The following is a 19,198-nucleotide window of genomic DNA, read 5'->3' as shown; positions in this document are numbered from 1 at the left end:
CGCCCGCCTCATGCTCCTGCAGGATGCCTATGATCTGCTCTTCCGTCAGTCGTGCCTTCTTCATCGTCCGTCCTCTCCATGGGCCGGACTCTAATCGCAGGTGGAGGAAAAATCCCGTGGCAGGTCAACGGTACTTCAAAAGCCTGCCGGATTCGCATGCACCGGATGCCGAGTTTCGCGCCGGGTTCCTCAATGCGATGGAAGCCTCGCTGACAGAACGGTTGGGCAAGGTCGAGTGGGGCAAGGATGGTCCTGCCGTGACCGAGCGGCTCGATACCGGGTTGAGGGATGATCTCGAGGCCTTTGCGCGCCGCGCGCCGGAAAAAGCAGTGATGCTTTGGGCTGACCACAGTGATGCGGTCCCGCCCGGGCCGGAATTGCGCGCGGCGGTGCAAGCCCGGGAGGAAGTGGCGGATCGAGAGGTGGCCGCGTATCAGGATGCCCTTGCCGAAAAACCGCCCATCATCGCCACGGGCGACTGGGTCACGACCGATGCAAATGTTGAGTTGCGGCCCGTGGCGGTGGCAACTGACCGAGGAATTCACACAGGCTACGAAGCAAATCTGCCGGGAGGGGCGAGTGAGGTCACCGTCTCGGAGCGCGGCTTCCCAAATTCGCGCGAGGCGCTGCGCCATGCCTACGATTTCTACGAGGGGGGCGAGGAAGGCCTTGGGCTGGCGGTAAGGCGCGCAGCGGAGATGGACCGCGACTTGGTAGAAGAGCCCGATCGCGGGCCGGAAGGGCTTGTCCTTGAGCATCGGCCTCAGCCCGAGTTCGCCCCTCCCGAGACTGCGATCTATGCGGGAGATGATGCGCAACTGGTCCTGACTCTTGGCCGGGACACTGAAGACACCCGCGATCTGGCCGAGCGGCTCGTCGCCGACCCGGAATTTCGCCAGGTGGTGGCCGAGCATATCCCCGATGCAGAGGCCACGCTTGGCACCGGTCGATTTGTCGATGGTGAAGGCTCCAGCGGCTTTTTGCCCGACGAGCTTTTGGCCGTTACCTCTTACGGTCGCGATGGCGGTGCTGAGGTTTTGGCGAAGTTCCCCGATGAGGGTCCGCTCAGTGAAGCCTTGGCCAAGCATCTGACGCAAAACCCGGTGATCGCGGCCTATGTCGAAGAGGAACGGCAGCGGAGCGATTTTGCTTCCGACCCGGCGCGGGCAATCTCGGCCTGGGTGGCGCAATCAACCGCGCAGATCGACCGATTGCCGTCTGACCGACAAGACGACCTCCGCGCAGAAATGCAGGGGATCGCCAAAGAGGCGGCGGCAGCCTTTGGACTGGATCGGGGGCCGACTGAGCGCGAGAACCCGCCGCGTTCGACCCTTTACAGCACCTCCATCAGTGCAACCGCGCTTGCGGTTGGTGGCGATGAGACCGCATTCCAAAACGGCGGCGCGAATATCCTCTTGGCCGATCTGAGCCTCAACGCCCGCTTGGCAGGCATCGACAGTGAAAAACTCCAGAAGCGTCTGGAAACCGGGGCCGCGAATGCCCACGAAGAAGAATCCTGGGTGAAATCCGATATTGCCGACGTCGCCAAGCGGCATGGCTTTGATCTCGGCAGCGCCCAGGGGCGGAGCTCAGCGGCCGAACGGGTGGACCGTTTCTACGAGCATGCAGCCGAACTAATCCAGTCTGCCCGCAGCATTGAAGTGCCCCGCGGCCCTGACCCGCTGGTGGAGGCCTTGGGTTCTCTGGCACGCGTCCATGCCAGCCAAGGCTCTGTCGCCTTCCGCAACGAAAATCAGGCGCGCGATTTCGCGGAAGAGATGAAGGAACGCTACGGAGCGACAGTGTTGAAGGACATCGCTTTGGGCCGGACCGAGGTACTTGCCAAGGATGTGCCGGACCCGGCCGCTCGGGCGGCGATGGCCGTTGCCGTCGTCTCGGCTGCCAAAGAGCATCCTTCACTTGGCCTCAGCGCGTATGAAGCGGAGGCAGCGGAACGCAGAATGGTGGCGCAAGCGGCGGCACGACCTCCGGAACACGCGCGGGCACATGCTCATGATCGCAATCAAGACCGGGAGTTTTGATCATGCAACGCATTGCACTGCTGCTTCCCCTTGGTCTCACCTCCGGCCTGCTGGTTGGTCTCATCGCCGGGGGCCTCGTCCTCAACTTGATCCTTGGCCGCGACCCGAACGCAACCGGCATCTTTGTCCTGATCGCTGAGTTCCCCGGTTTCTCCCGGCTGACCTCAGTGCCCTGGGTCCTGCCCTGGCAGATCGTCGGCGCATCGACCGTGCTCTTCACGGTTGCGGCCGTCGCGCTGACCTTCCGCCAGCAGCTCACCGAATACGGTCAGGCCAAGTTCCAGGCGCGCGCTGAAATGAAGGCCAATGGCCTTCTGCAACCTTTGGGCGCGGGGATGGTCTTCGGCAAGCTCGGGGCCCCTTCCAAGACCGCACCTTATGTCAGCGCCACGTTCCAGAAATTTCCACATTGCCTTGTCGTGGCGCCCACCCGGGCAGGCAAAGGCGTGGGCTACGTCATTCCGAACACGCTGCTCTTCAACGGCAGCATCGTTGTCCTCGACGTGAAGGGCGAAATCTTTGAGGCCACTTCCCGGCACCGTCAGGCTGAAGGCGATGCGGTCTACCGCTTCTCACCCTTCGACTTTGAACATCCGACGCATCGCTACAACCCGCTCGAGCGCGTGGCCCGCGTTGAAAACTATGAGCAGCGCTACACCGAACTGGCCAAGATCTCGGATTATTTCTTGACGGTTTCGGACAAAGGGACGGCCGGCGATTTCCTGACCGAGGGGCGTGAACTCTTCGTCGCCGCAGGGCTTCTTGCGATTGAAAGGTGCAAGCCGACGATCGGCGAGATCAGCCGCATCCTTTTTGGACGGGGCGCCACGCAAGAGGTTTACGGCGAGCATGCCGAGGAGGTGAAACACCCCAATGCCGCCCAGACCTTCCGCAAGTTTGCAGGTTATTCCGACCGGACCCTGTCATCCCACGCCTCAGTCCTTGGTGGCGCAGGCATGACCCTTTGGAACAACCCGGCCGTCGACCGCGCGACTTCTGGCAATGATTTCTCCTTCGCCGATCTTCGTAAACGCCCGATGTCGATCTATGTCGTCGTCAACGCCGATGACATCCGCACCCTGTCACCTCTGGTCCGGCTGTTCTTCGGCGAGCTCATCGCCACCATGCGCTCCACCCTCCCCGACCCGAAAACCGAGCCTTGGCCGGTCATGGTCATGCTAGACGAGTTCGACCAGCTTGGTCCTATGCCCATTGTTGAGCAGGCCCTGAAGCAGCTGGCTGGTCATGGCGCACGGGTGTCGATCATCACCCAGTCGATCCCCGGCCTTGACAACATCTATGGCGAAAACGTCCGCCTGTCGCTTGAGTCCGCCGCCGGCATGAAGCTCTACCTCGCGGCAAACGACAAAAAGACGGCAGGGGAGATTTCGGATGCATTGGGCAAGACGACGAAGCTATCGGTGTCAGACAGCGTCTCGCGGGATCGGGATTTCATGCAGCGGCGGTCGGTCAGTCGGCGGATGGAAGAACGGCCGCTGCTGACTCCTGACGAGGTGCGGCGGCTGAACCCCGATCAAGCCATCCTCATCCCGGAACGGCAGAACCCGTTGTTGGTCCACCGGATCGTGTATTTTCAGGATCCGACGTTCAAGAAGCTGTTTGATGCCCAGAAAGGTGCCCTGCCCTATCCGCCAAAGGAAGCTGCAGATGTGCAGGTGCTGACCCAACGGATGGAGGCGCTGGAACGGCGTTTGGCCGAAAGGATGGTGGTGGATTTTGTGCGGCCGGAGAAGGCAAAGGCTGAAGCCCCGGTTGAGCCGGAGCCGAAACTTGCGGCCGAAATTGTGGCTCGGGGGGAGATCGCGCCAGAGGCCGAGCAGGCTGCAGTCGATACTGAGGTCCTCGTCACGGTAGAACAGGCCGAAGCCATCGTAGAGCCCGAGGTTGATCTCGCAGCCTTGAGACCACCCATCACAATCGCGGTCTCAAAGATGAGCAAGTTCTCCCACAACCTCGCAGGCTTGGAGCTCTAGGGCCATCTGGGGATCAACTTCGGCGCATTTCGCGATCTTGAGCTGACCTTTGATCTTGCTGATGCAGGCATTTTCCAGGTTCAGGGGCGATGGTTTTCAATGAAAATAGTGGACTAATCGGCACCTTCCGTGCGAACAAGGGCGCCTTTTCCAATGCCCACGAGGATTTGCCATGCGACCCGGTCGCCCCACGCACTTGACCCTGACGCGCCGCGCGCTCGGCACCCGGCTCGCTGGGTTTGCCGCCGCAATCGGTTTTGGGCAAAGTGCAGCGACCAGCGTGTCAGCCCAACCAGCGTCCACCGTAGATCTCGAACTGCGTGACGCGGCCCTCAGGGGTCTCGCCTTGGCAAGCCATCGCGGTGATCCGGTTGCCGCAGCCGCTGCAGAGGCAGCGCTTGCCCGACTGGCGGAAACCGATCCTGAAGCCGCGCTTCTCGGCCGCATCTACCAGTTGCTGGACGTGCGTCCCGCCGCCTATTGGCACGGGGACTTGCCTGCGGCCGCGGCAGCAGATCTTTCAGCGCTCCACGGGGCGATCCGTGCCAGCCAGCCAGTGGCCTTCGGATACACCGACCTTTCCGGACAAGCGACGACCCGTACGGTCCTGCCCTTGGCCTTGGTGCATCCGCCCCAAGGAGTGAAGCTGCTGGCGTGGTGCGAGGAGCGAAGGGACTTTCGTCAGTTCTTCGTGCGCGCCATGCAAGGGCTGACGCTTAGGGAAGGTGATTTCAGCTGGGATAGGATGGCGCTGCTGAAAGGGTTGCTGGACATGGAAGCAACTCGCGCCTGAGGAATGGACCAGACCAAAAATGATTGGTGGTTTCGGATAACTGAGACACTTCGGCTTCCCAGTTGCGGCTCCACCAGATATGTCGGATATTTACTCATCAATCTTGGGGGATGGCGAAATGGGGCTTCCGCGCACCTTCGTTGGCTTTAGCAGCACCGACATTCACTACTATCGCTTGATGCTCGCATGGAAACAAAACGAGCACATAGACTTTAATTTCGCCAACTGCCAACTTGGGCAAGAGATCAATTCCGAAGACGAGGCTTACATAAAGCGTAAGTGCCGTGAACGGATCGATTTGGCTGGCACGTTTGCCGTCCTTATTGGGCAGGACACCCGATCCAAACACAAGTACGTTCGCTGGGAAATGGAGGTCGCGCTGGAGAAGAGCTGCCGCATCATCGGAATTAACCTCAACGGATCGCGCTTTATGGAAGATACAACATGCCCGCCCATCATAAAGAATGTTGGCGCCATTTTTGTTCCATTCTCTCCAAAGATCGTTGCGCATGCGCTCACCAACTGGACGATGAAGACCAAAGATAATTGGAATTATAAGCCCGAATTTTATCAACAGCTCGGATACAAGTGACCGTGGGGTGTGGCGAAATGCACATAGCTGGCGGGCTTTACCAGGAAATTTGTCTCCACCCAGCATGGAACGCCTTGTTCGGCTCAGGTGGTCGCGCAGCACAAGCGCTGGCTGCTCTTGGAAGCAAAACAACTCTTCACAGCTATTTCGAAAATGATCATTCGATTTGTTTAGAGCCGTACTTGGACTGTGGGATCGCATTGGACCTTCACCTTCGGAAATCGCCGATAGCATTTGCCTACTTCCACCCGCTCTCCACCCCGCACCTCGAGCCGAGCAACATAGCGCAAGAAACCTCGTTCCATGTCGAAGCGGACACAGTTTTGCGGTTTGGCTTGGTCGAGGGCGACGCAATAGTAAACGCAAGGCGAGCGGTCTTTGATCCACAAGGATGGCACAGTCCTCTCCACTTTAGGGAGAATGGCTCACAGGCAAACGAAGTCGCAGTCGTGCTCAATGCACAAGAGCTTGCAAGCAGAACTAGCACTTCCGACATCGAGTTGGCGGCCGGAGAGCTGATCAAGGCAGGCGATGCTACGGTGGTCGTGGTCAAGCAAGGCGTGCGCGGCGCGATTGTCGTCGATAGCAGGCAACCAACTCGGATCATACCAGCGTTTCGATCGCCAAGTGTTTTCAAGATCGGCACTGGCGACGTCTTTTCAGCTATTTTCGCTCACTATTGGGGGAGCGAGAACCAAGATGCAGCGACTGCTGCAGAGCAAGCGTCGCTCGGCGTGGCATACTATGCACAGTATCGCGACTTTCCGCGGGGACAGCTTGATCGGGTGAACGAACCAGTTGGCCCTGCTTTCCGCGGCTCCGTGGCAGTGTGGGCGGCGACTGACACATTGGGGCGTCATTACATGCTCGAGGAGACGCTTCATCGGTTGCGCGAGCTCGGCATCGACGCCGCTCATGTCCGCACCACTTCGCTCGATCAGCATTTTGCTGCGCTATTGGTACTTCCTGACGGCCTTTCTGGCGATTTCATCGAGGCTATAAGAGAAAATGCTGTGGCCACTCGGCCTGTTGTCGTGCTGGACGAGGCCGAAATGTGCGATCGTGAAGGGCTCCTTCAGTTGGTCTTTATGACCAAAGAGTTTACAAGCGCGCTCTATCAAGTGGCTTGGGCAGCCTCGACACCAGGAACAATCTGAGGTTTAGCTTGTGCTAATGTTTTGCTTGGCGTCTCACTGACATCGTCTTGGTACGGAGACCAGTTTGGCTGATATTTATGTCATATACGGACGCGAAAACGAAGACCGCGCCTCACAGATTGTCGACTTACTAGCGAGACGTTGGACCGTGTGGTGGGACAAGCTGGTTAAGGAACGCTTTGTCGACGAGATACAGGAGGAGCTCCCGGTCGCAAAATGTGTCCTAGTGCTATGGTCAGCAACATCGCGAACAAAGGATACTGTGACCGACGAAGTACGCCTCGCTCAGGATCATAAAGTACCGATCGTTAGCGCAAGTCTTGACGGAAGTCCTCCAGCTTACGGGTTTGGAGGATATGCGACGACTGATCTCTCAGCGTGGGACGGACAGGAGGATGACCCCGCCCTTTCGCGGCTTTTTGACCGCTTGACGGCAAGAAACCCGCCTACCCAAAGAGCGAAGCGTCCTGCAGCGATAGCCAATGGGCTTCTTCCATTACCCACCGTGTTCTTGTCAGTGTCGTCGTTTGAAACACAGCTCATTCCGCATGAGGCAGTCAAGGCGCTTTCGGTAGCGCGAGCACCTGCCGTGCTGGTCTCCGCCTGGGACCTAGTCAAGCGGCGCGATCCAAATTCACTGATCGATGAGCTCATCAAGTATAAAGAGAACGGAGGGTTCCTTCTGCTTGATTCAGGCAATTACGAGGCCAGCAGGCTTTCGGCAAAGCGCTGGACAACGAGTGATTTTCACGAGGCCATGCGAACGGTCTCATTCGACTGGGCATTTTGCTTCGACAAAACAAACCCGCGCAATGAAGCTACGCGTTCTGCCGAGGAGCTAGCAACAAAGATCATCGCCGTAGTAAATCGCGATCAAACGTTTACAGATTCACCAGTCTTGCCAATCATCCACGCCCCACGCCTTAAGTCTGGCGGATACAAGGCAGAGATAATTCCAACGGTTGCTCGACTAGTGGCCGAAGCAATTCATCCCCCCATGATAGGAATACCAGAGCGAGAACTTGGCGATGGCCTTAGCCAGCGCGTTGCTACAATGCAGGCAGTCCGGCATGAGCTAGACCGGCTGCCCGTCTACCAACCAATTCACTTGCTCGGCACTGGCAATCCTTGGACAGTTGGGATCATGGCAGCTGCTGGCGCCGACAGTTTTGATGGTCTCGAGTGGTGTCGAACCGTTGTAGACCATGAAACTGATAGATTGAACCACTTTCAACATTTTGACCTATTCACCGACCAGACCCGTTTTGCGGATTTAGCGATTGCCAGTCAAGCACTTGACGATGCCGGCGTCGGTTTCGCAGGGAAAGTCGCCTTCCACAACATCGACTATTTCATGCGCTTCAACGTGAGGCTGCAGGAAATGGCGAGAGAAGATCGATTGGAAAGCTTTGTGACCAGTAGGCTAGGTAAGGCAGCTACCGAGATGCTTCTACGCCTTAACCCGGAGGTGTTTAAGACATGATCTACGAAGGCCGACAACTGCAGGCCGCAGTAGCGAGCATCTGTCCCGACATCGAAAGCCGTGTCGCACAATTCCGCGATCCCGCAGACGAACGCGCGTTATGGTGGGAATTATCGGTTTGTGTATTGAGCAGTCAAGTACCCTTCAATCTAGCGATCGCAGCAGCTGAAGCCATTGACAAGTTGGGAGTACTTTATTGCAGTCAACAACGCGAAAACGTTGGAGAAGCGATTCATTGCATACTGCGCACGCACTTGAACGTAGGCGGTCGCGAGAGGCTCTACCGCTTCCCATCAGTCAGGGCTGTTCAGCTTGAACGAATTCATGCCAGTGTACTTGCGAACGCCGACAGTCTTAAAGCTTTACTCGCAGGTTTCGAAACGGCGAACCACGCACGTAGATGGCTTGTGGCCAACGCACACGGTCTTGGCCCTAAACAGGCAAGCATGTTCTTGCGCAATGTCGCCCTTACGTATGACCTAGCCATAATTGATCGGCATGTTCTCGACTATATGTCGCTTACCGGTCTGCAATCGAATGCTGGGAGTGCAGTAAGTTCGCTTAAGCACTACCTACCGCTTGAGGACGTCCTGCGCGTTCACGCAGAAGACCTGAAATGTCCCGTGGGTATTCTCGATTGGGCAATCTGGATCGTGATGCGCATCGCCAAACAACAAAAAGGGTATGCACAATGAGCATCGTCACACTAGTTTCCGGCGGGCTTGATTCCACGTTGGTAGCCCTTCTTGCCCGCGATGAAGGGCTAGAACAGTATCCGTTGTTTGTCGACTATGGGCAGCGTGCAAAGGACAAGGAGCTCTCCGCTTGCCGAGCGGTACTCGCCCGACTGGGGTTACCAGAGCCCAAAGTGGCAGAACTCAGTGGTTTTGGAAGCTTGATACGCTCAGGATTGACTGATCCAACGATGCGCGTTCTGGAGGATGCATTCACACCTGGTCGAAATCTGCTGTTTCTTTTGCTGGCGTCGGCTTATGCCGTTCAGCGAGGGGCCGATGCCGTATCTATTGGTTTGTTGCACGAGGATGTCAGCTTATTTCCCGACCAGACCAACGCGTTCTTGGTGCAGGCAGAGGTTATGCTCTCAATGAGCATGGGGAGAAAGATCCGTGTGATTGCTCCCCTTGCTGAATTCCATAAGATTGACGTCGTCGCGCTGGCGCAAGAGAAAGGTATCGTCGGAACGTATTCCTGTCACCTAGGCAATGACGAGGCATGCGGCGCCTGTATTGCGTGCAATGAATTCAAGTTTGAGGAGGCATGACATGGGCGGTGGAGGCGGAGGTGGCTGGAACCAGCTGGGAAACATCAGCGCACTTGAACAAAAGGCTCGCGAGGCTTTGGCCGGTGGGAAGCGGAATGTCTTCATAAGTTTTGCGACCGAAGACATGAACGAGGTCAATCTATTGCGAGCCCAGGCCAAGAACGAGAATAATGATATCGAGTTCAACGACCACTCGGTGCGAGCGCCCTACGATAGCGAACGAGCAAAATACATTCAGCAGAAGATCACTGAGCGGATCAATAGGTCGTCAGTGACAGTTGTTTATGTGTCAAACAATACGGCGGACAGCCAATGGGTAAAATGGGAAGTGGAAAAGAGCCTTTCTCTAGGAAAAAAGGTGGTCGCGGTTCACGCAGGAGACCGCTTTACTGGCCGCCAGCCTAAATGGCTGGCGGCGAATGGCATTAAGATGGTGCCTTGGTCGAAGCTGGCTCCAGAGCTGAAATGACCATTTCTGCGATTGCTTGCCTCGCTGGTCGCCGTATCGACCCTATCGATGCCGACGCACCGCGTTTTCCACTATACCGCGCCTCCGCGGTCGGGATCGCAATATCAACAGTCCTGGTGGAGCGAAAGATCTCCCGACTGGTATGCGCTGCTGCCTGTGGAGCCGATATCTTGGCACTGGAGGCTTGCCAAGCGCTGGCCATTCCCGCCACAATCGTTCTGCCATTTTCGGTGGCGGTATTTCGAGAAGTGTCAGTCATCGATCGCCCAGGCGATTGGGGCCCGAGATTCGATCAAGTGATCGCTCGAGCTCGCGTGCATTCGGACCTGGTCGAGCTCGACTTTACCAAAAATGACCAACGGGCGTTCTTAGAAGCCAACCACGAAATCGTGGCTCGCGTCACCGCAGCGAATGCCGGCGAGAAATTCGCTATTGTAGTGTGGGATGGTGCCAAGCGAGGGGAAGGCGACGCTACTGCTGACCTAGCTGATGAAGCCCGGCAAGTGGGGCTCGAAGTCATCGAGGTTTTAACAGTGGACCACATTCGATGATTGGGCTGAAGCACCTCATAGGCTGGTTTCGACAAACAAGTAGCCCAGGACCCGATCCGCATATTATGGGCCTGCGCCAGAACGGCAGCCGGACCGCGTTGGTCTTCTTACATGGTTTTTCGGGCACGGCTGGCGGGACGTGGTCAGACTTTGCCGGTCTATTCTTAGAAGATCCTGATTTTTCCGATTGGGACGTGTTCAGCGTTGGATATCCATCGCGGCTGTCGCTCGATTTTCCGCTGTGGGAAGCGGATCCAGGCATCCAGCTGTGCGCACGCAGCCTTGCTACCAAGATGACCTCGAGCGCGTTCGCGGAATATGATTGCATCGCGTTAGTCGCGCACAGCATGGGTGGCCTAATCGCTCAGCGCGCCGTGCTGGATTCGGATTGTTTTGACGGTCGCCTGTCGCACTTAGTCCTGTTTGGGACGCCGAGCGCCGGTCTAGTAAAGGCTGGCTTGGCCCGCCTGCTCAAGTTTCAGCTTCGGGACATGGATCAGAGTGGAACGTTTATCTCTCAGCTGCGAGCCGACTGGGCGCGAAAATTCGGAAACGGGAGTCCGTTCGCATTGTTGTCTGTGGCCGGTGAGATCGATGCCTTTGTTCCCTCGACGTCATCGCTTGATCCGTTCCCCATCAGCCAACAAGCAGCAATCCCCGGAAATCATCTAGAGATTGTCCGTCCTTCCACGCGTGATGACTTAGCCTACGATATTCTACGGAGCGTCTTGCGCGGCGATGCGCCTCCGCACGCAGTCACCGACACAGCGCGGCTCGCAGTCGAGCGCCGGGAGTTCCAACATGCAGTCGACCTGCTCGAGCCCAGAGTTGCTGAAATCGACGACAATGCCATAGTCACCTTGTCACTTGCACTAGAAAGTCTCGGCCGATCGCAGGCAGCCCTAGATGTGATTGAGACTTGGGCGGACGGCCGAGATCGCTTAGATCCACAAGGGGTTCTCGCCGGTCGGTTGAAGCGGCGGTGGCTGCTCGAGCGCCGCCAAGCAGACTTTGACCGGGCGCTGCTACTTTACACGGAGAGCCGCGCGGCGGCGATAGATAGCGGGAACTTCGCCCAAGCCTATTATCAGGGAATTAACGTTGCTTTTCTGCTTCTCGCGGCAACCGCCGATCATGATCCAATCCCCCAGGCAGCACTAGAAGCAGCCCGCCTTGCTTTGGCGCATGTAGAACTAGCGCCGCCCAACCCTTGGGCGACCGCGACGCGCGGCGAGGCTCTGCTTCTACTGAGTCAGTTCGACGATGCGATAGCTGCGTATCGCCTAGCGAGTGACGCTGCCCCTTCTCTACGTGCCCGCAATTCAATGTATGTCCAAGCTGCAGCGGTGACAGTGCGCATCTACGGCAATACCGCGCGCTATCGGATTGATGGTGCTTTTGGCATAGTGCCACCTGAACAGCAGGCGCGGACTAACCGAGCGAATCAATTGAGGTAAACATGTCGGATGACCGTAAACTTTGCTTTGTGATCATGGGGTTTGGGAAGAAGACAGATTATGAAAGCGGCCGGACGCTCGACCTAGACGCGACATATGAGGCAATTATCCGCCCTGCAGTAGAGCGCGCCGGTCTACGCTGCATACGTGCCGACGAGGTTATCCATTCGGGAGTGATCGACCTGGAAATGTACGAAATGCTGCTGCGAGCCGACCTTGTGGTCGCGGACATATCCACCGGAAATCCCAATGCCATCTACGAACTCGGCGTCCGCCACGCGCTTTGCCCGAATTCAACTATCGTAATGAAAGAAGATGCTGGTCGGCTCTATTTTGACCTCAACCATGTCAGCACTTTCCACTACCGGCATCTAGGAGAAGATATTGGCGCACGAGAAGCTGGCCGTGCTGCACGCGATCTTCAGATTCTAATCGAGACTGCGCTTGCCTCGGGCAAACCCGACAGCCCGGTTTACACATTTCTTCCGCGATTGCGGCGTCCGATGCTAACCGAAGAGGAATTTGCCGACTTGGTCGATGAGATAGAAGCTGAGCAACTGCGGCTAGCAGAACTGATCCATCGGGCAGAAAAACTGGCCGGAGACAGCGATCACTTAGGGGCCGCTGCAGCTTTCCGTGCGGCTAACACTCTTAAGCCAAATGATCCCTTCATCGTGCAGCAATTGGCGCTTGCGACTTACAAAGCTGGTCAACCCGATCAGATCTCGTCACTAATCGAGGGAATCAGGATCATCGACGCGCTCAATCCAGATCAATCGAACGATCCAGAAACACGTGGAATTACTGGGGCGATGTATAAGCGACTGTGGCTTGCGACCCACCAGCCCGCACAGCTGGATATGGCGATCCGCCACTATCGCCGCGGCTTCGAGGTGCGAGGGGACTACTACAATGGTGAAAACCTTGCCACTTGCTACGATATGCGGGCAGAGTTGCAAACCAATCCAAACGAAGCGCTTTTCGATCAAATGAGCGCCCACAAAACACGCGAGGACATCGTTGCCAACCTCAGGCCTGTCCTAGAGGATCAAGCTTCATCGGAGCGCAGCGACCTAAAATGGATTCACGCTACGATGGCCAATTGCCTCTTTGCCCTTGGTGATGACGCTGCCGCGAACTTCCACGAAGTGCAGTTCCGCTCACTTCAACCCGCTGCGTGGGAGATCGCGACCTTTGAGGACGGGCGATCCCGTGCAGTGGTCACCGGTACGGCGCGCAAAGCTAGCCGATGACACACCATTCTGTCGGGATTGCACCGTCTATGCTGGTGTCGACTCGATCACATCGGACGTTACAATCAAACGAATGCTGACGTTTCTAACTTTGAGCATGACCGGGCCCCATTTCCTTTCCAGTTTTATATGGAGATTCCGTGGGCTGTTTACCGCTCCCAGTCGCGCCCCTCTGATCTCTCAGGCTGTGATGCCAACAGCCGCTCAGCGTGTCGTACCTCTTTCAGCGTCAGCCCGAACGCCACATGCGACTTAGCCGAAGAAACGATGGCCCGCGCGATCCACTTCCGCTCGTCCGCGTCCTCGAAATCCTCTGCCAGCGCATCCGTCCGCCCACTGGCGAGTTCCGCCATAACCCCTTTGCCGTACCGCTGACGCAACTCTTCGGCGAACCGCTCCGCATGGGCATCGCCCCGGAATTCCACCTTTCCATCCGTCTGCATGATGCGACCCATCGACCCGAGGGCACGCTGTAAACGATCATTGTCCGGTGCCACCTCATGCGCCCGGGTGTGCTTGATCAGTTTGGCCGCCGTTTCATAGAAACCTTCAAGATCATCGACGACCTTCCGACTTTGATCGGGGTTACGAAGATCGGCACGCCGCCGCCCAGACAGGGTTGCCAAGTCACTGCTCACCCAGTCGCGCTCTTCCCAGGCATTGGCTGCACCGGTCGCCAACCGTTCAGCTATTCGGTCACCGCTGAGACCCAAGGCCACAGCTTTGCTGACGATGTCCCTTCTCAGCCGGTCGGCGGCACCTGGCTGAAGATCAACAGCCTCCCTACCCTGTGTCAGGCGGTCACCCTCAAGTCCCGTTCCATAGAGTTTGGTCTGCGGCAGCATCTGCAAAAGTTGCGCACCTCTCGCATCGCCCAAGCCTTTGGCGATATCGATAGCATAGCCATAAAGCTCGTCCCGCATGTCCTTGCGCTCCGCGACAGGCATCTTTCGGATCTTGCCCTCTGCCTCTGCCATCCATCCGCTGAAATGCCGGTCCAGATCGGCCCGCACAACTGTGGCCACATCACCCGGAAACGGCCGCAAGACCCCGCCCCGCCGCAGGGCTTCTTCCGCCTTGGCAATCTTCTCGCCAATCTCCGGCAGCCCGGTCAGTGCCGCCACATGCTGCAGACTGCGCATGGCATCCGCCGTGCGTGCCATCGTCGCCAAGGCATCCTCCAGCGCCTTGCCCTCACGCGGCCGTTCTTCCGGTGTCCGTCCCTCGACCCGCGCCCGTTCGATCTCTGCCCGCGACGGCCCATAGGTCAGAAGGCCACGCTCGGCGCGCGAGGTCGCATCCAGGAACACGCCCTCCTCGGCCGCGATCGCCACCATGCGGTCCTTCATGACCTCCAGGTTGAAGGCATGCTCCTTGGCCATGAAGAACCAGCTGTCGTTCACCGTGCCCCGGTTGTTGATGACCATGTGGACATGCGGATGCGCCTTGTCGGTGTGCAGGGCCGCAACATAGGACCAGACGTCGTCCTGATGCTCGCCGGACTGGAACATCTCGAAAGCCCAGGCCTCCGCGATCAGCTTTGCCTTCTCCGGCCGGACATGGGACGGGAAGCTCATCAGGAGATGGGTGGTGTGACCGTTTTTGGGCGAGCCACGCCAGTCTTCGACCCAGTCGCAGACAATTTCGTTCCGTTCGTCCTTGGTCAGACCCTTGGCATCGGCATCGAGCACGACCCCATTGCCGAAGATCGAAGCCGACTTCGAGAACAGATAGTCCATCTGCGCCGCCAGTTCCTTGGCGTTGGCCGTGCCGCCCTTGCCGATCTTTTTCAGGATCGCCGCGTTGGATCCGAGCGAGAACCGCCAGAGCTGGCTCGCCCGGGTCGAGAAACTGAACCCGCGCTTGGGCGAGGAGTTGCCCGCCTTCACCCGGCCCTGCTGCGGCCGCAGAAAGTTGATCTCCCCGAGAACGGCCTCGGCAACCCCGATGGGACGCGACCCAAGCCTAACCATGGCGCGCGCCCTCCTGAGCCTCGACAAACTTCCGGAACAACGCCACGCCCTGCCGCCGACGTTCGGCGATGATCTGGCTCAGCGCCTTCGCCACCATTGGCAGAGACCGCCGCAACTCATCCACCGACGCCCATTGCGCCCTGACCATCGGTGCCCTGCCCCGGTTCGCCGCCAATGCGATCTGGTTCACGTTGGTGCCGATCTTGCCCAGTTCGTAGCGGATTTCCTCCAGCTTTGCGCTGTCCTCCCGGCTGAACTCGAGGAAACCTGAGGCCATCCGCACTACCGAGCGCACCCCGTCCGAGCGGGATTTCGCGCCAAGCTGGGTGCAGAGCGCATCAAAGGCGTGGAGCTCTTCGGCAGGTAGGCGGCAGCTGATGACCTGGCCCTTGTCCTCCGACCGTGGCCGTCCGCGCCCAGCCCTTTGCTGCACTGCAGAATCAGCAACTTCATTGCCAGTCTTCACCAAAACTTTGGACCACGATTTAAGTCTTGTTTCGCGAGGATCTGATTTTACCGCCAACTTCTGCCACCGATTATTTGTAGACACATCGCATTTCCTGCCACTCTTCCTACCCCTTCCTTCACCTCCCTTTCAAGCGCAATCTAAGCGCGATTTATGCTCTTGCAGATTGTGCTGACCTTGAGTAACTCCCCCGCCACCGAATGCGTTTCGCTGATCGCGCAACACACAAGGTGAGACAGGGATGGTGCACCCCCAGCCACGTGGCCAGAGGCGCATTTTCCTTGAGAGCATGGGCCTAAAGCCTTGTTTTGTTTACCGTGCGGATCCTGTCGTTCAGTGTTCAGGGTCCGGAGAAAGGAAGTGTGGGATGCGTCTTGTGGCATCAGGGATGTGTGTTCGGGGTTCCGCCTTGTGATACACGCATTGCGCGATCAGATAAAAGATATACGCATCCAGTAATCAGACAAACGATTAAAGAGGCGCGCTTCACGCAATAAGAATTGCGTGAGCCGATTTCTGATATCCATAGTAAGCGTTCAGATTAAAGCGATGTGAGTTAAGATAAAAGATTTAAGCGATCCGCATTGTAAGAAACGCAATCGGCGAAGTGAGGAAGGTGGTATGGGTTACGGAATACGTGTTGTGCTGGTGATGAACCGCAAGGGGGGATCGGGCAAGAGCACCCTCTGCCGCGCCTTGGCTTCTGCTGCGGCTGCAAAAGGCGAGACGGTGACGATTTTCGACACCGATGCCTCAAAGTCCTGCCTCAAGTGGATGCAGGCGGGAAAGGAGGCAGGCAACTGGTCTCCTTTGGTTGAAGTGATCCACACGCTGGATGCGCACCGGGTGGCCGAAGCCATCGGGCAGATCTATGAGCAACCCGATCAAGAGCACCTCATCCTGATCGACACCTTCGGTGGCGGGTCAGAAGCACAGGACGTTCTGGCGGTCGCAGCGCACCGGATCATCTGCCCGATGATGCTGTCGCGGGGCGATCTGAGTGAGACGCTGGAAACCGCCAACTGGTACCTGAAGCTGCGTGGTCGGGTGGAAAAGCCGGGCGAACTTGCGGGATTTTCAGTGTTGCTCAACCGGGTGCCTGTGCGGGTGTCAGAGACCGAGCGGGCGGTGGCTGAAGAGCTGTTCAAGTCCTTGCCAGCCCTTGAGACCTATCTTGGTAGCCGCGCCGCTTATGTTCGAATGGACAGAGAAGGGCTTCTCGGGGTGATTGCGGACAAGACGCCGAACCGGGCGCTTGCTGCGCATGTCCAGAGTGCCGTGAAGGAGGCAGGAGACCTTCTGGAAGAGATCGACCAGCTGATCCAGACACCGGAAGAGGTCGCATGATGGCGCAGCGCAAGGACATGATGCGGATCATCCGCCAAGACGCGGGGTTTTCGGCCAAGTTGGGGTTTGGCGGGAAGGTGGGCGAAAGTGAATCGGCCGATCGGGCAATCCAGGTGCCGCCGACTGGGGTTGAGGCCTTGGCGGAACCGAAACCCCCGTCATCGGCGACTGCGGTGATGGCTCCGCCAATCAGCAACACTGGCGAAGTTGGTGGCAAACCCTTTGAGCCCAGAGAAGAGTCCCGGGAAGAGGTGAGGGTCTTCGGCGCACAAAAGGCTTGGGGTGGGAAGGCGACTGGTATTGCCAGCGGATCAGTTGCCCGCGGGCAGGTTGTCCATGTCTCATTGTCGCTGACCACCCGTCAGGCGCGGCTAGCAGAAGAGTGGGCCACGGCTGCACGTTGCACCGTCCAGTTTTTGATCCGTCGCGTCGCTCAAGGTCTGCGCGATCAGGTCTTCGACGATTGGGAACGTGATGGGATGCCGGAGGTCGAGGAGTCCCGCGGCGCACGCGGCAAGCACCCGACCAGCGTGACCTTGACCTTGCGCCCGCAGTTCGCTGCCGACCTCGCGAAAATCCATGACCCGCTTGGCATCATGGGATTGGCCCGTGCAATGGGTCCTGCCTACCGCGCGCGGTTCCAGGACGCCTTCGACGTGGCACTGGCCAAGGTGAAAATTCAGACAACAAACGAGGGAGACGAACAATGACCAGCACAGAAGACCCTGCCCTCGCGCGCACCATCCCGCCGTCTGAATTCGACATTGGCATGCCCGTCGAATGGATGGTAGATCCGGATCGGCCCGAGACGATCCTCGGGGTGACCTATGAGTTCAGCCAAACCGGCGAGCGCAAGACCGTTTGGTACACGCCCAACAAGCGGCGGGCAAAGAAGGCTCTGGTCGTGTCAAAGTTGAACCAGGGTTGACGAAGATCGGCGCGGCTTGACCGCCGTCTTTCTCCGGGCTGGCTTTCGCGCCAGCTGGCTGGGGTAACGAAGAGACCCGGCGGCTTGGGCCACCGGGTCTGATCTGCGGGGTCTCAGCCCGCGAACTGATCCTCGCGGTCGACCAGTTCGGGGTCTTCGCCTTCACCTGCCTTCGGGCGGCTCAGGAAGTCGACCTTCTCCGCGATGATCTCGCAGCCGTAGCGGTCGACCCCGGCGGCATCGGTCCACTTGGTGTAGTGGATGCGGCCGTGGACCATCACCTTCATGCCCTTTTCGCAGTTGTCGGCGACCGTCTTGCCGAGACCGTTGAAGCAGGTGATGCGGTGCCATTCGGTATCCATCACGCGGTAGCCGTTCTCGTCGCGCTGGACCCGACCTTCGGACAGGCGCGGGCGCGACGTGGCGAGGGTGAAGTTGGTGATCTTAGTCCCGCCCTGCGTGGTGCGGACTTCCGGGGACTGACCGATGTTGCCGGCGAGGATGACGATGTTCTGCATGTGAAGCTCCTGTATCTGGCTGAAGGGACCATCCCTTCGACAAGACCCGAAAGAAGCCTGTCGGCTGAGGCTTGCACGGTGGCCTTTCAGCCACCGGAAACCCCCGAGGGGCCGGGGTGGTGCGGGCAGGTGCGGCGATCCACTTCGGATCGCAAACCAACACGGCCCGGACCTGAGCGGGGTTGCGAGCCAGAGGCCGAACAGGCTTAGGGGATTGTCAGTCGAAGGGAGGTGCCGGAGCCGGGATCACGGGAAGCGGCAAGGCAGAACCGCTCAAACTCGCAAACGGCAGTGTCAGGCCTAGGAATAAAAAACCCGGAAAGAGGGAGGGGCCATGTCAACAACTGCGTGCCAGATTGCCGCAACCGTTTCGTCGAAAGGGAGTTTGCACGATCAGAAAAGCGACGCGGGGACAGACCGAATGTGACGCCGCCCTGCGTATGTCGTAAGCCTGTGTCGCCATCTGCGATCTGAAGGTCATGATAGTGATGCCGGTCACGGATCGCCCTGCTAACAAGTGCCGACGCCCCGGCTGTGCCCGCAAGGGTTGAAAGGAATGTTTGGGCGAAAGAATGATACAGCTGCCCAGCCGGAAGGGCGGTGATGCGTTCTGACACACCCATTCGGCCGCTGGAACAAATCGAAATGCTAGGCACCGGCAGAGCAAAGCCGTGACGCGAGGAGTCAGGGTCGTGGAGTTGTTGACCGATAGGGCTCGGCAATGATGATCTCGATCGATCCAGCCAAAAACTTTCGATGAGCTATAGAACCCACATTCTCCAAGTAAGTCGCTGATTTCGCTGTCGTAATCGTGATATTTCGCATATAAATCATGGCGTTGACGGCTGCGAGGGGCGCGTTTCATGGATCACCTGGAGGGTGCGGGCTTGGCG

The 19,198-nt window shown here is 58.2% G+C and carries 18 protein-coding genes; 15 read left to right on the top strand and 3 right to left on the bottom strand.

Annotated features, from left to right (window positions below; translation table 11 throughout):
* The first annotated feature begins 116 nt into the window (after positions 1–116).
* The 12 genes from GU927_RS20150 to GU927_RS20095 all read left to right on the top strand — a co-directional run bounded on the left by GU927_RS20150 (position 117) and on the right by GU927_RS20095 (position 13,073).
* Complete coding sequence (locus GU927_RS20150; RefSeq protein WP_161764201.1) at positions 117–2,042, top strand: hypothetical protein; 1,926 nt, start codon at positions 117–119, stop codon at positions 2,040–2,042.
* A gap of 2 nt (positions 2,043–2,044) precedes the next feature.
* Positions 2,045–4,036, top strand: coding sequence for a type IV secretory system conjugative DNA transfer family protein (locus GU927_RS20145; RefSeq protein WP_161764200.1), 1,992 nt, complete (start codon positions 2,045–2,047; stop codon positions 4,034–4,036).
* A 196-nt stretch (positions 4,037–4,232) separates the two neighbouring features.
* Complete coding sequence (locus GU927_RS20140) at positions 4,233–4,829, top strand: WYL domain-containing protein (RefSeq protein ID WP_161764199.1); 597 nt, start codon at positions 4,233–4,235, stop codon at positions 4,827–4,829.
* 79 nt (positions 4,830–4,908) lie between these two features.
* On the top strand, positions 4,909–5,421 hold the full coding sequence (locus GU927_RS20135) for a TIR domain-containing protein (RefSeq protein WP_232489290.1): 513 nt from the start codon (positions 4,909–4,911) through the stop codon (positions 5,419–5,421).
* 17 nt (positions 5,422–5,438) lie between these two features.
* On the top strand, positions 5,439–6,578 hold the full coding sequence (locus tag GU927_RS20130; RefSeq protein WP_161764197.1) for a PfkB family carbohydrate kinase: 1,140 nt from the start codon (positions 5,439–5,441) through the stop codon (positions 6,576–6,578).
* A gap of 64 nt (positions 6,579–6,642) precedes the next feature.
* Positions 6,643–8,061: a toll/interleukin-1 receptor domain-containing protein gene (locus GU927_RS20125; protein ID WP_161764196.1), complete on the top strand. Its 1,419-nt coding sequence runs from the start codon at positions 6,643–6,645 to the stop codon at positions 8,059–8,061.
* On the top strand, positions 8,058–8,756 hold the full coding sequence (locus tag GU927_RS20120; protein WP_161764195.1) for an 8-oxoguanine DNA glycosylase: 699 nt from the start codon (positions 8,058–8,060) through the stop codon (positions 8,754–8,756). The genes GU927_RS20125 and GU927_RS20120 overlap by 4 nt, the downstream gene beginning before the upstream one ends.
* Complete coding sequence (locus GU927_RS20115) at positions 8,753–9,343, top strand: 7-cyano-7-deazaguanine synthase (protein WP_161764194.1); 591 nt, start codon at positions 8,753–8,755, stop codon at positions 9,341–9,343. Before GU927_RS20120 ends, GU927_RS20115 begins: the two co-directional genes overlap by 4 nt.
* Position 9,344: 1 nt before the next feature.
* Entirely contained in the window at positions 9,345–9,812 is a 468-nt protein-coding gene (locus GU927_RS20110; protein WP_161764193.1) for a TIR domain-containing protein, read from the top strand.
* Positions 9,813–9,982: 170 nt separating this feature from the next.
* A complete protein-coding gene (locus GU927_RS20105; RefSeq protein WP_217765744.1) occupies positions 9,983–10,363 on the top strand; it encodes a hypothetical protein in 381 nt (126 codons plus the stop codon).
* Between the two features lie 65 nt (positions 10,364–10,428).
* Positions 10,429–11,820 (top strand): tetratricopeptide repeat-containing protein, encoded by a 1,392-nt coding sequence (locus GU927_RS20100; RefSeq protein ID WP_217765743.1) that lies wholly within the window; start codon positions 10,429–10,431, stop codon positions 11,818–11,820.
* 2 nt (positions 11,821–11,822) lie between these two features.
* Positions 11,823–13,073 (top strand): tetratricopeptide repeat-containing protein, encoded by a 1,251-nt coding sequence (locus tag GU927_RS20095; protein ID WP_161764190.1) that lies wholly within the window; start codon positions 11,823–11,825, stop codon positions 13,071–13,073.
* A gap of 149 nt (positions 13,074–13,222) precedes the next feature.
* On the opposite strand, the gene GU927_RS20090 is transcribed toward GU927_RS20095, so the two are convergent.
* Together GU927_RS20090 and mobC are read right to left on the bottom strand one after the other, a co-directional pair.
* Positions 13,223–15,046: a relaxase/mobilization nuclease domain-containing protein gene (locus GU927_RS20090; protein ID WP_161764189.1), complete on the bottom strand. Its 1,824-nt coding sequence runs from the start codon at positions 15,044–15,046 to the stop codon at positions 13,223–13,225.
* Entirely contained in the window at positions 15,039–15,323 is a 285-nt protein-coding gene (gene mobC, locus GU927_RS20085; RefSeq protein WP_217765745.1) for a plasmid mobilization relaxosome protein MobC, read from the bottom strand. The genes GU927_RS20090 and mobC overlap by 8 nt, the downstream gene beginning before the upstream one ends.
* Before the next feature lie 810 nt (positions 15,324–16,133).
* Here mobC and GU927_RS20080 point away from each other — a divergent pair.
* From GU927_RS20080 to GU927_RS20070, 3 genes are read left to right on the top strand one after another with little or no spacing between them, the layout of a single operon-like run.
* Positions 16,134–16,859 (top strand): nucleotide-binding protein, encoded by a 726-nt coding sequence (locus tag GU927_RS20080; protein ID WP_161764187.1) that lies wholly within the window; start codon positions 16,134–16,136, stop codon positions 16,857–16,859.
* The gene (locus GU927_RS20075; RefSeq protein WP_161764186.1) at positions 16,856–17,569 is read left to right on the top strand and encodes a hypothetical protein; all 714 of its coding nucleotides are present in this window, start codon (positions 16,856–16,858) and stop codon (positions 17,567–17,569) included. Before GU927_RS20080 ends, GU927_RS20075 begins: the two co-directional genes overlap by 4 nt.
* The gene (locus GU927_RS20070; RefSeq protein ID WP_161764185.1) at positions 17,566–17,787 is read left to right on the top strand and encodes a hypothetical protein; all 222 of its coding nucleotides are present in this window, start codon (positions 17,566–17,568) and stop codon (positions 17,785–17,787) included. The genes GU927_RS20075 and GU927_RS20070 overlap by 4 nt, the downstream gene beginning before the upstream one ends.
* Before the next feature lie 113 nt (positions 17,788–17,900).
* Here the strand turns inward: GU927_RS20070 and GU927_RS20065 are convergent, their stop codons facing one another.
* Positions 17,901–18,305 (bottom strand): single-stranded DNA-binding protein, encoded by a 405-nt coding sequence (locus GU927_RS20065; protein ID WP_008030505.1) that lies wholly within the window; start codon positions 18,303–18,305, stop codon positions 17,901–17,903.
* Positions 18,306–19,198 lie beyond the last annotated feature (893 nt).

This window comes from Paragemmobacter amnigenus, assembly GCF_009908265.2.
Classification (GTDB): domain Bacteria; phylum Pseudomonadota; class Alphaproteobacteria; order Rhodobacterales; family Rhodobacteraceae; genus Paragemmobacter; species Paragemmobacter amnigenus.
Note: the sequence above shows the minus strand (reverse complement) of the source record. Positions and strands in the feature narration are given on the sequence as shown.

Excerpts from the sequence above, each read along its gene's own strand:
- GU927_RS20065 (WP_008030505.1), bottom strand. The coding sequence starts at position 18,305 with ATGCAGAACATCGTCATCCTCGCCGGCAACATCGGTCAGTCCCCGGAA.
- GU927_RS20120 (WP_161764195.1), top strand. The coding sequence starts at position 8,058 with ATGATCTACGAAGGCCGACAACTGCAGGCCGCAGTAGCGAGCATCTGT.
- GU927_RS20090 (WP_161764189.1), bottom strand. The coding sequence starts at position 15,046 with ATGGTTAGGCTTGGGTCGCGTCCCATCGGGGTTGCCGAGGCCGTTCTC.
- GU927_RS20080 (WP_161764187.1), top strand. The coding sequence starts at position 16,134 with ATGGGTTACGGAATACGTGTTGTGCTGGTGATGAACCGCAAGGGGGGA.
- GU927_RS20135 (WP_232489290.1), top strand. The coding sequence starts at position 4,909 with ATGTCGGATATTTACTCATCAATCTTGGGGGATGGCGAAATGGGGCTT.
- GU927_RS20095 (WP_161764190.1), top strand. The coding sequence starts at position 11,823 with ATGTCGGATGACCGTAAACTTTGCTTTGTGATCATGGGGTTTGGGAAG.
- GU927_RS20115 (WP_161764194.1), top strand. The coding sequence starts at position 8,753 with ATGAGCATCGTCACACTAGTTTCCGGCGGGCTTGATTCCACGTTGGTA.
- mobC (WP_217765745.1), bottom strand. The coding sequence starts at position 15,323 with ATGGCCTCAGGTTTCCTCGAGTTCAGCCGGGAGGACAGCGCAAAGCTG.
- GU927_RS20075 (WP_161764186.1), top strand. The coding sequence starts at position 16,856 with ATGATGGCGCAGCGCAAGGACATGATGCGGATCATCCGCCAAGACGCG.
- GU927_RS20070 (WP_161764185.1), top strand. The coding sequence starts at position 17,566 with ATGACCAGCACAGAAGACCCTGCCCTCGCGCGCACCATCCCGCCGTCT.
- GU927_RS20145 (WP_161764200.1), top strand. The coding sequence starts at position 2,045 with ATGCAACGCATTGCACTGCTGCTTCCCCTTGGTCTCACCTCCGGCCTG.
- GU927_RS20110 (WP_161764193.1), top strand. The coding sequence starts at position 9,345 with ATGGGCGGTGGAGGCGGAGGTGGCTGGAACCAGCTGGGAAACATCAGC.
- GU927_RS20100 (WP_217765743.1), top strand. The coding sequence starts at position 10,429 with ATGGGCCTGCGCCAGAACGGCAGCCGGACCGCGTTGGTCTTCTTACAT.
- GU927_RS20130 (WP_161764197.1), top strand. The coding sequence starts at position 5,439 with ATGCACATAGCTGGCGGGCTTTACCAGGAAATTTGTCTCCACCCAGCA.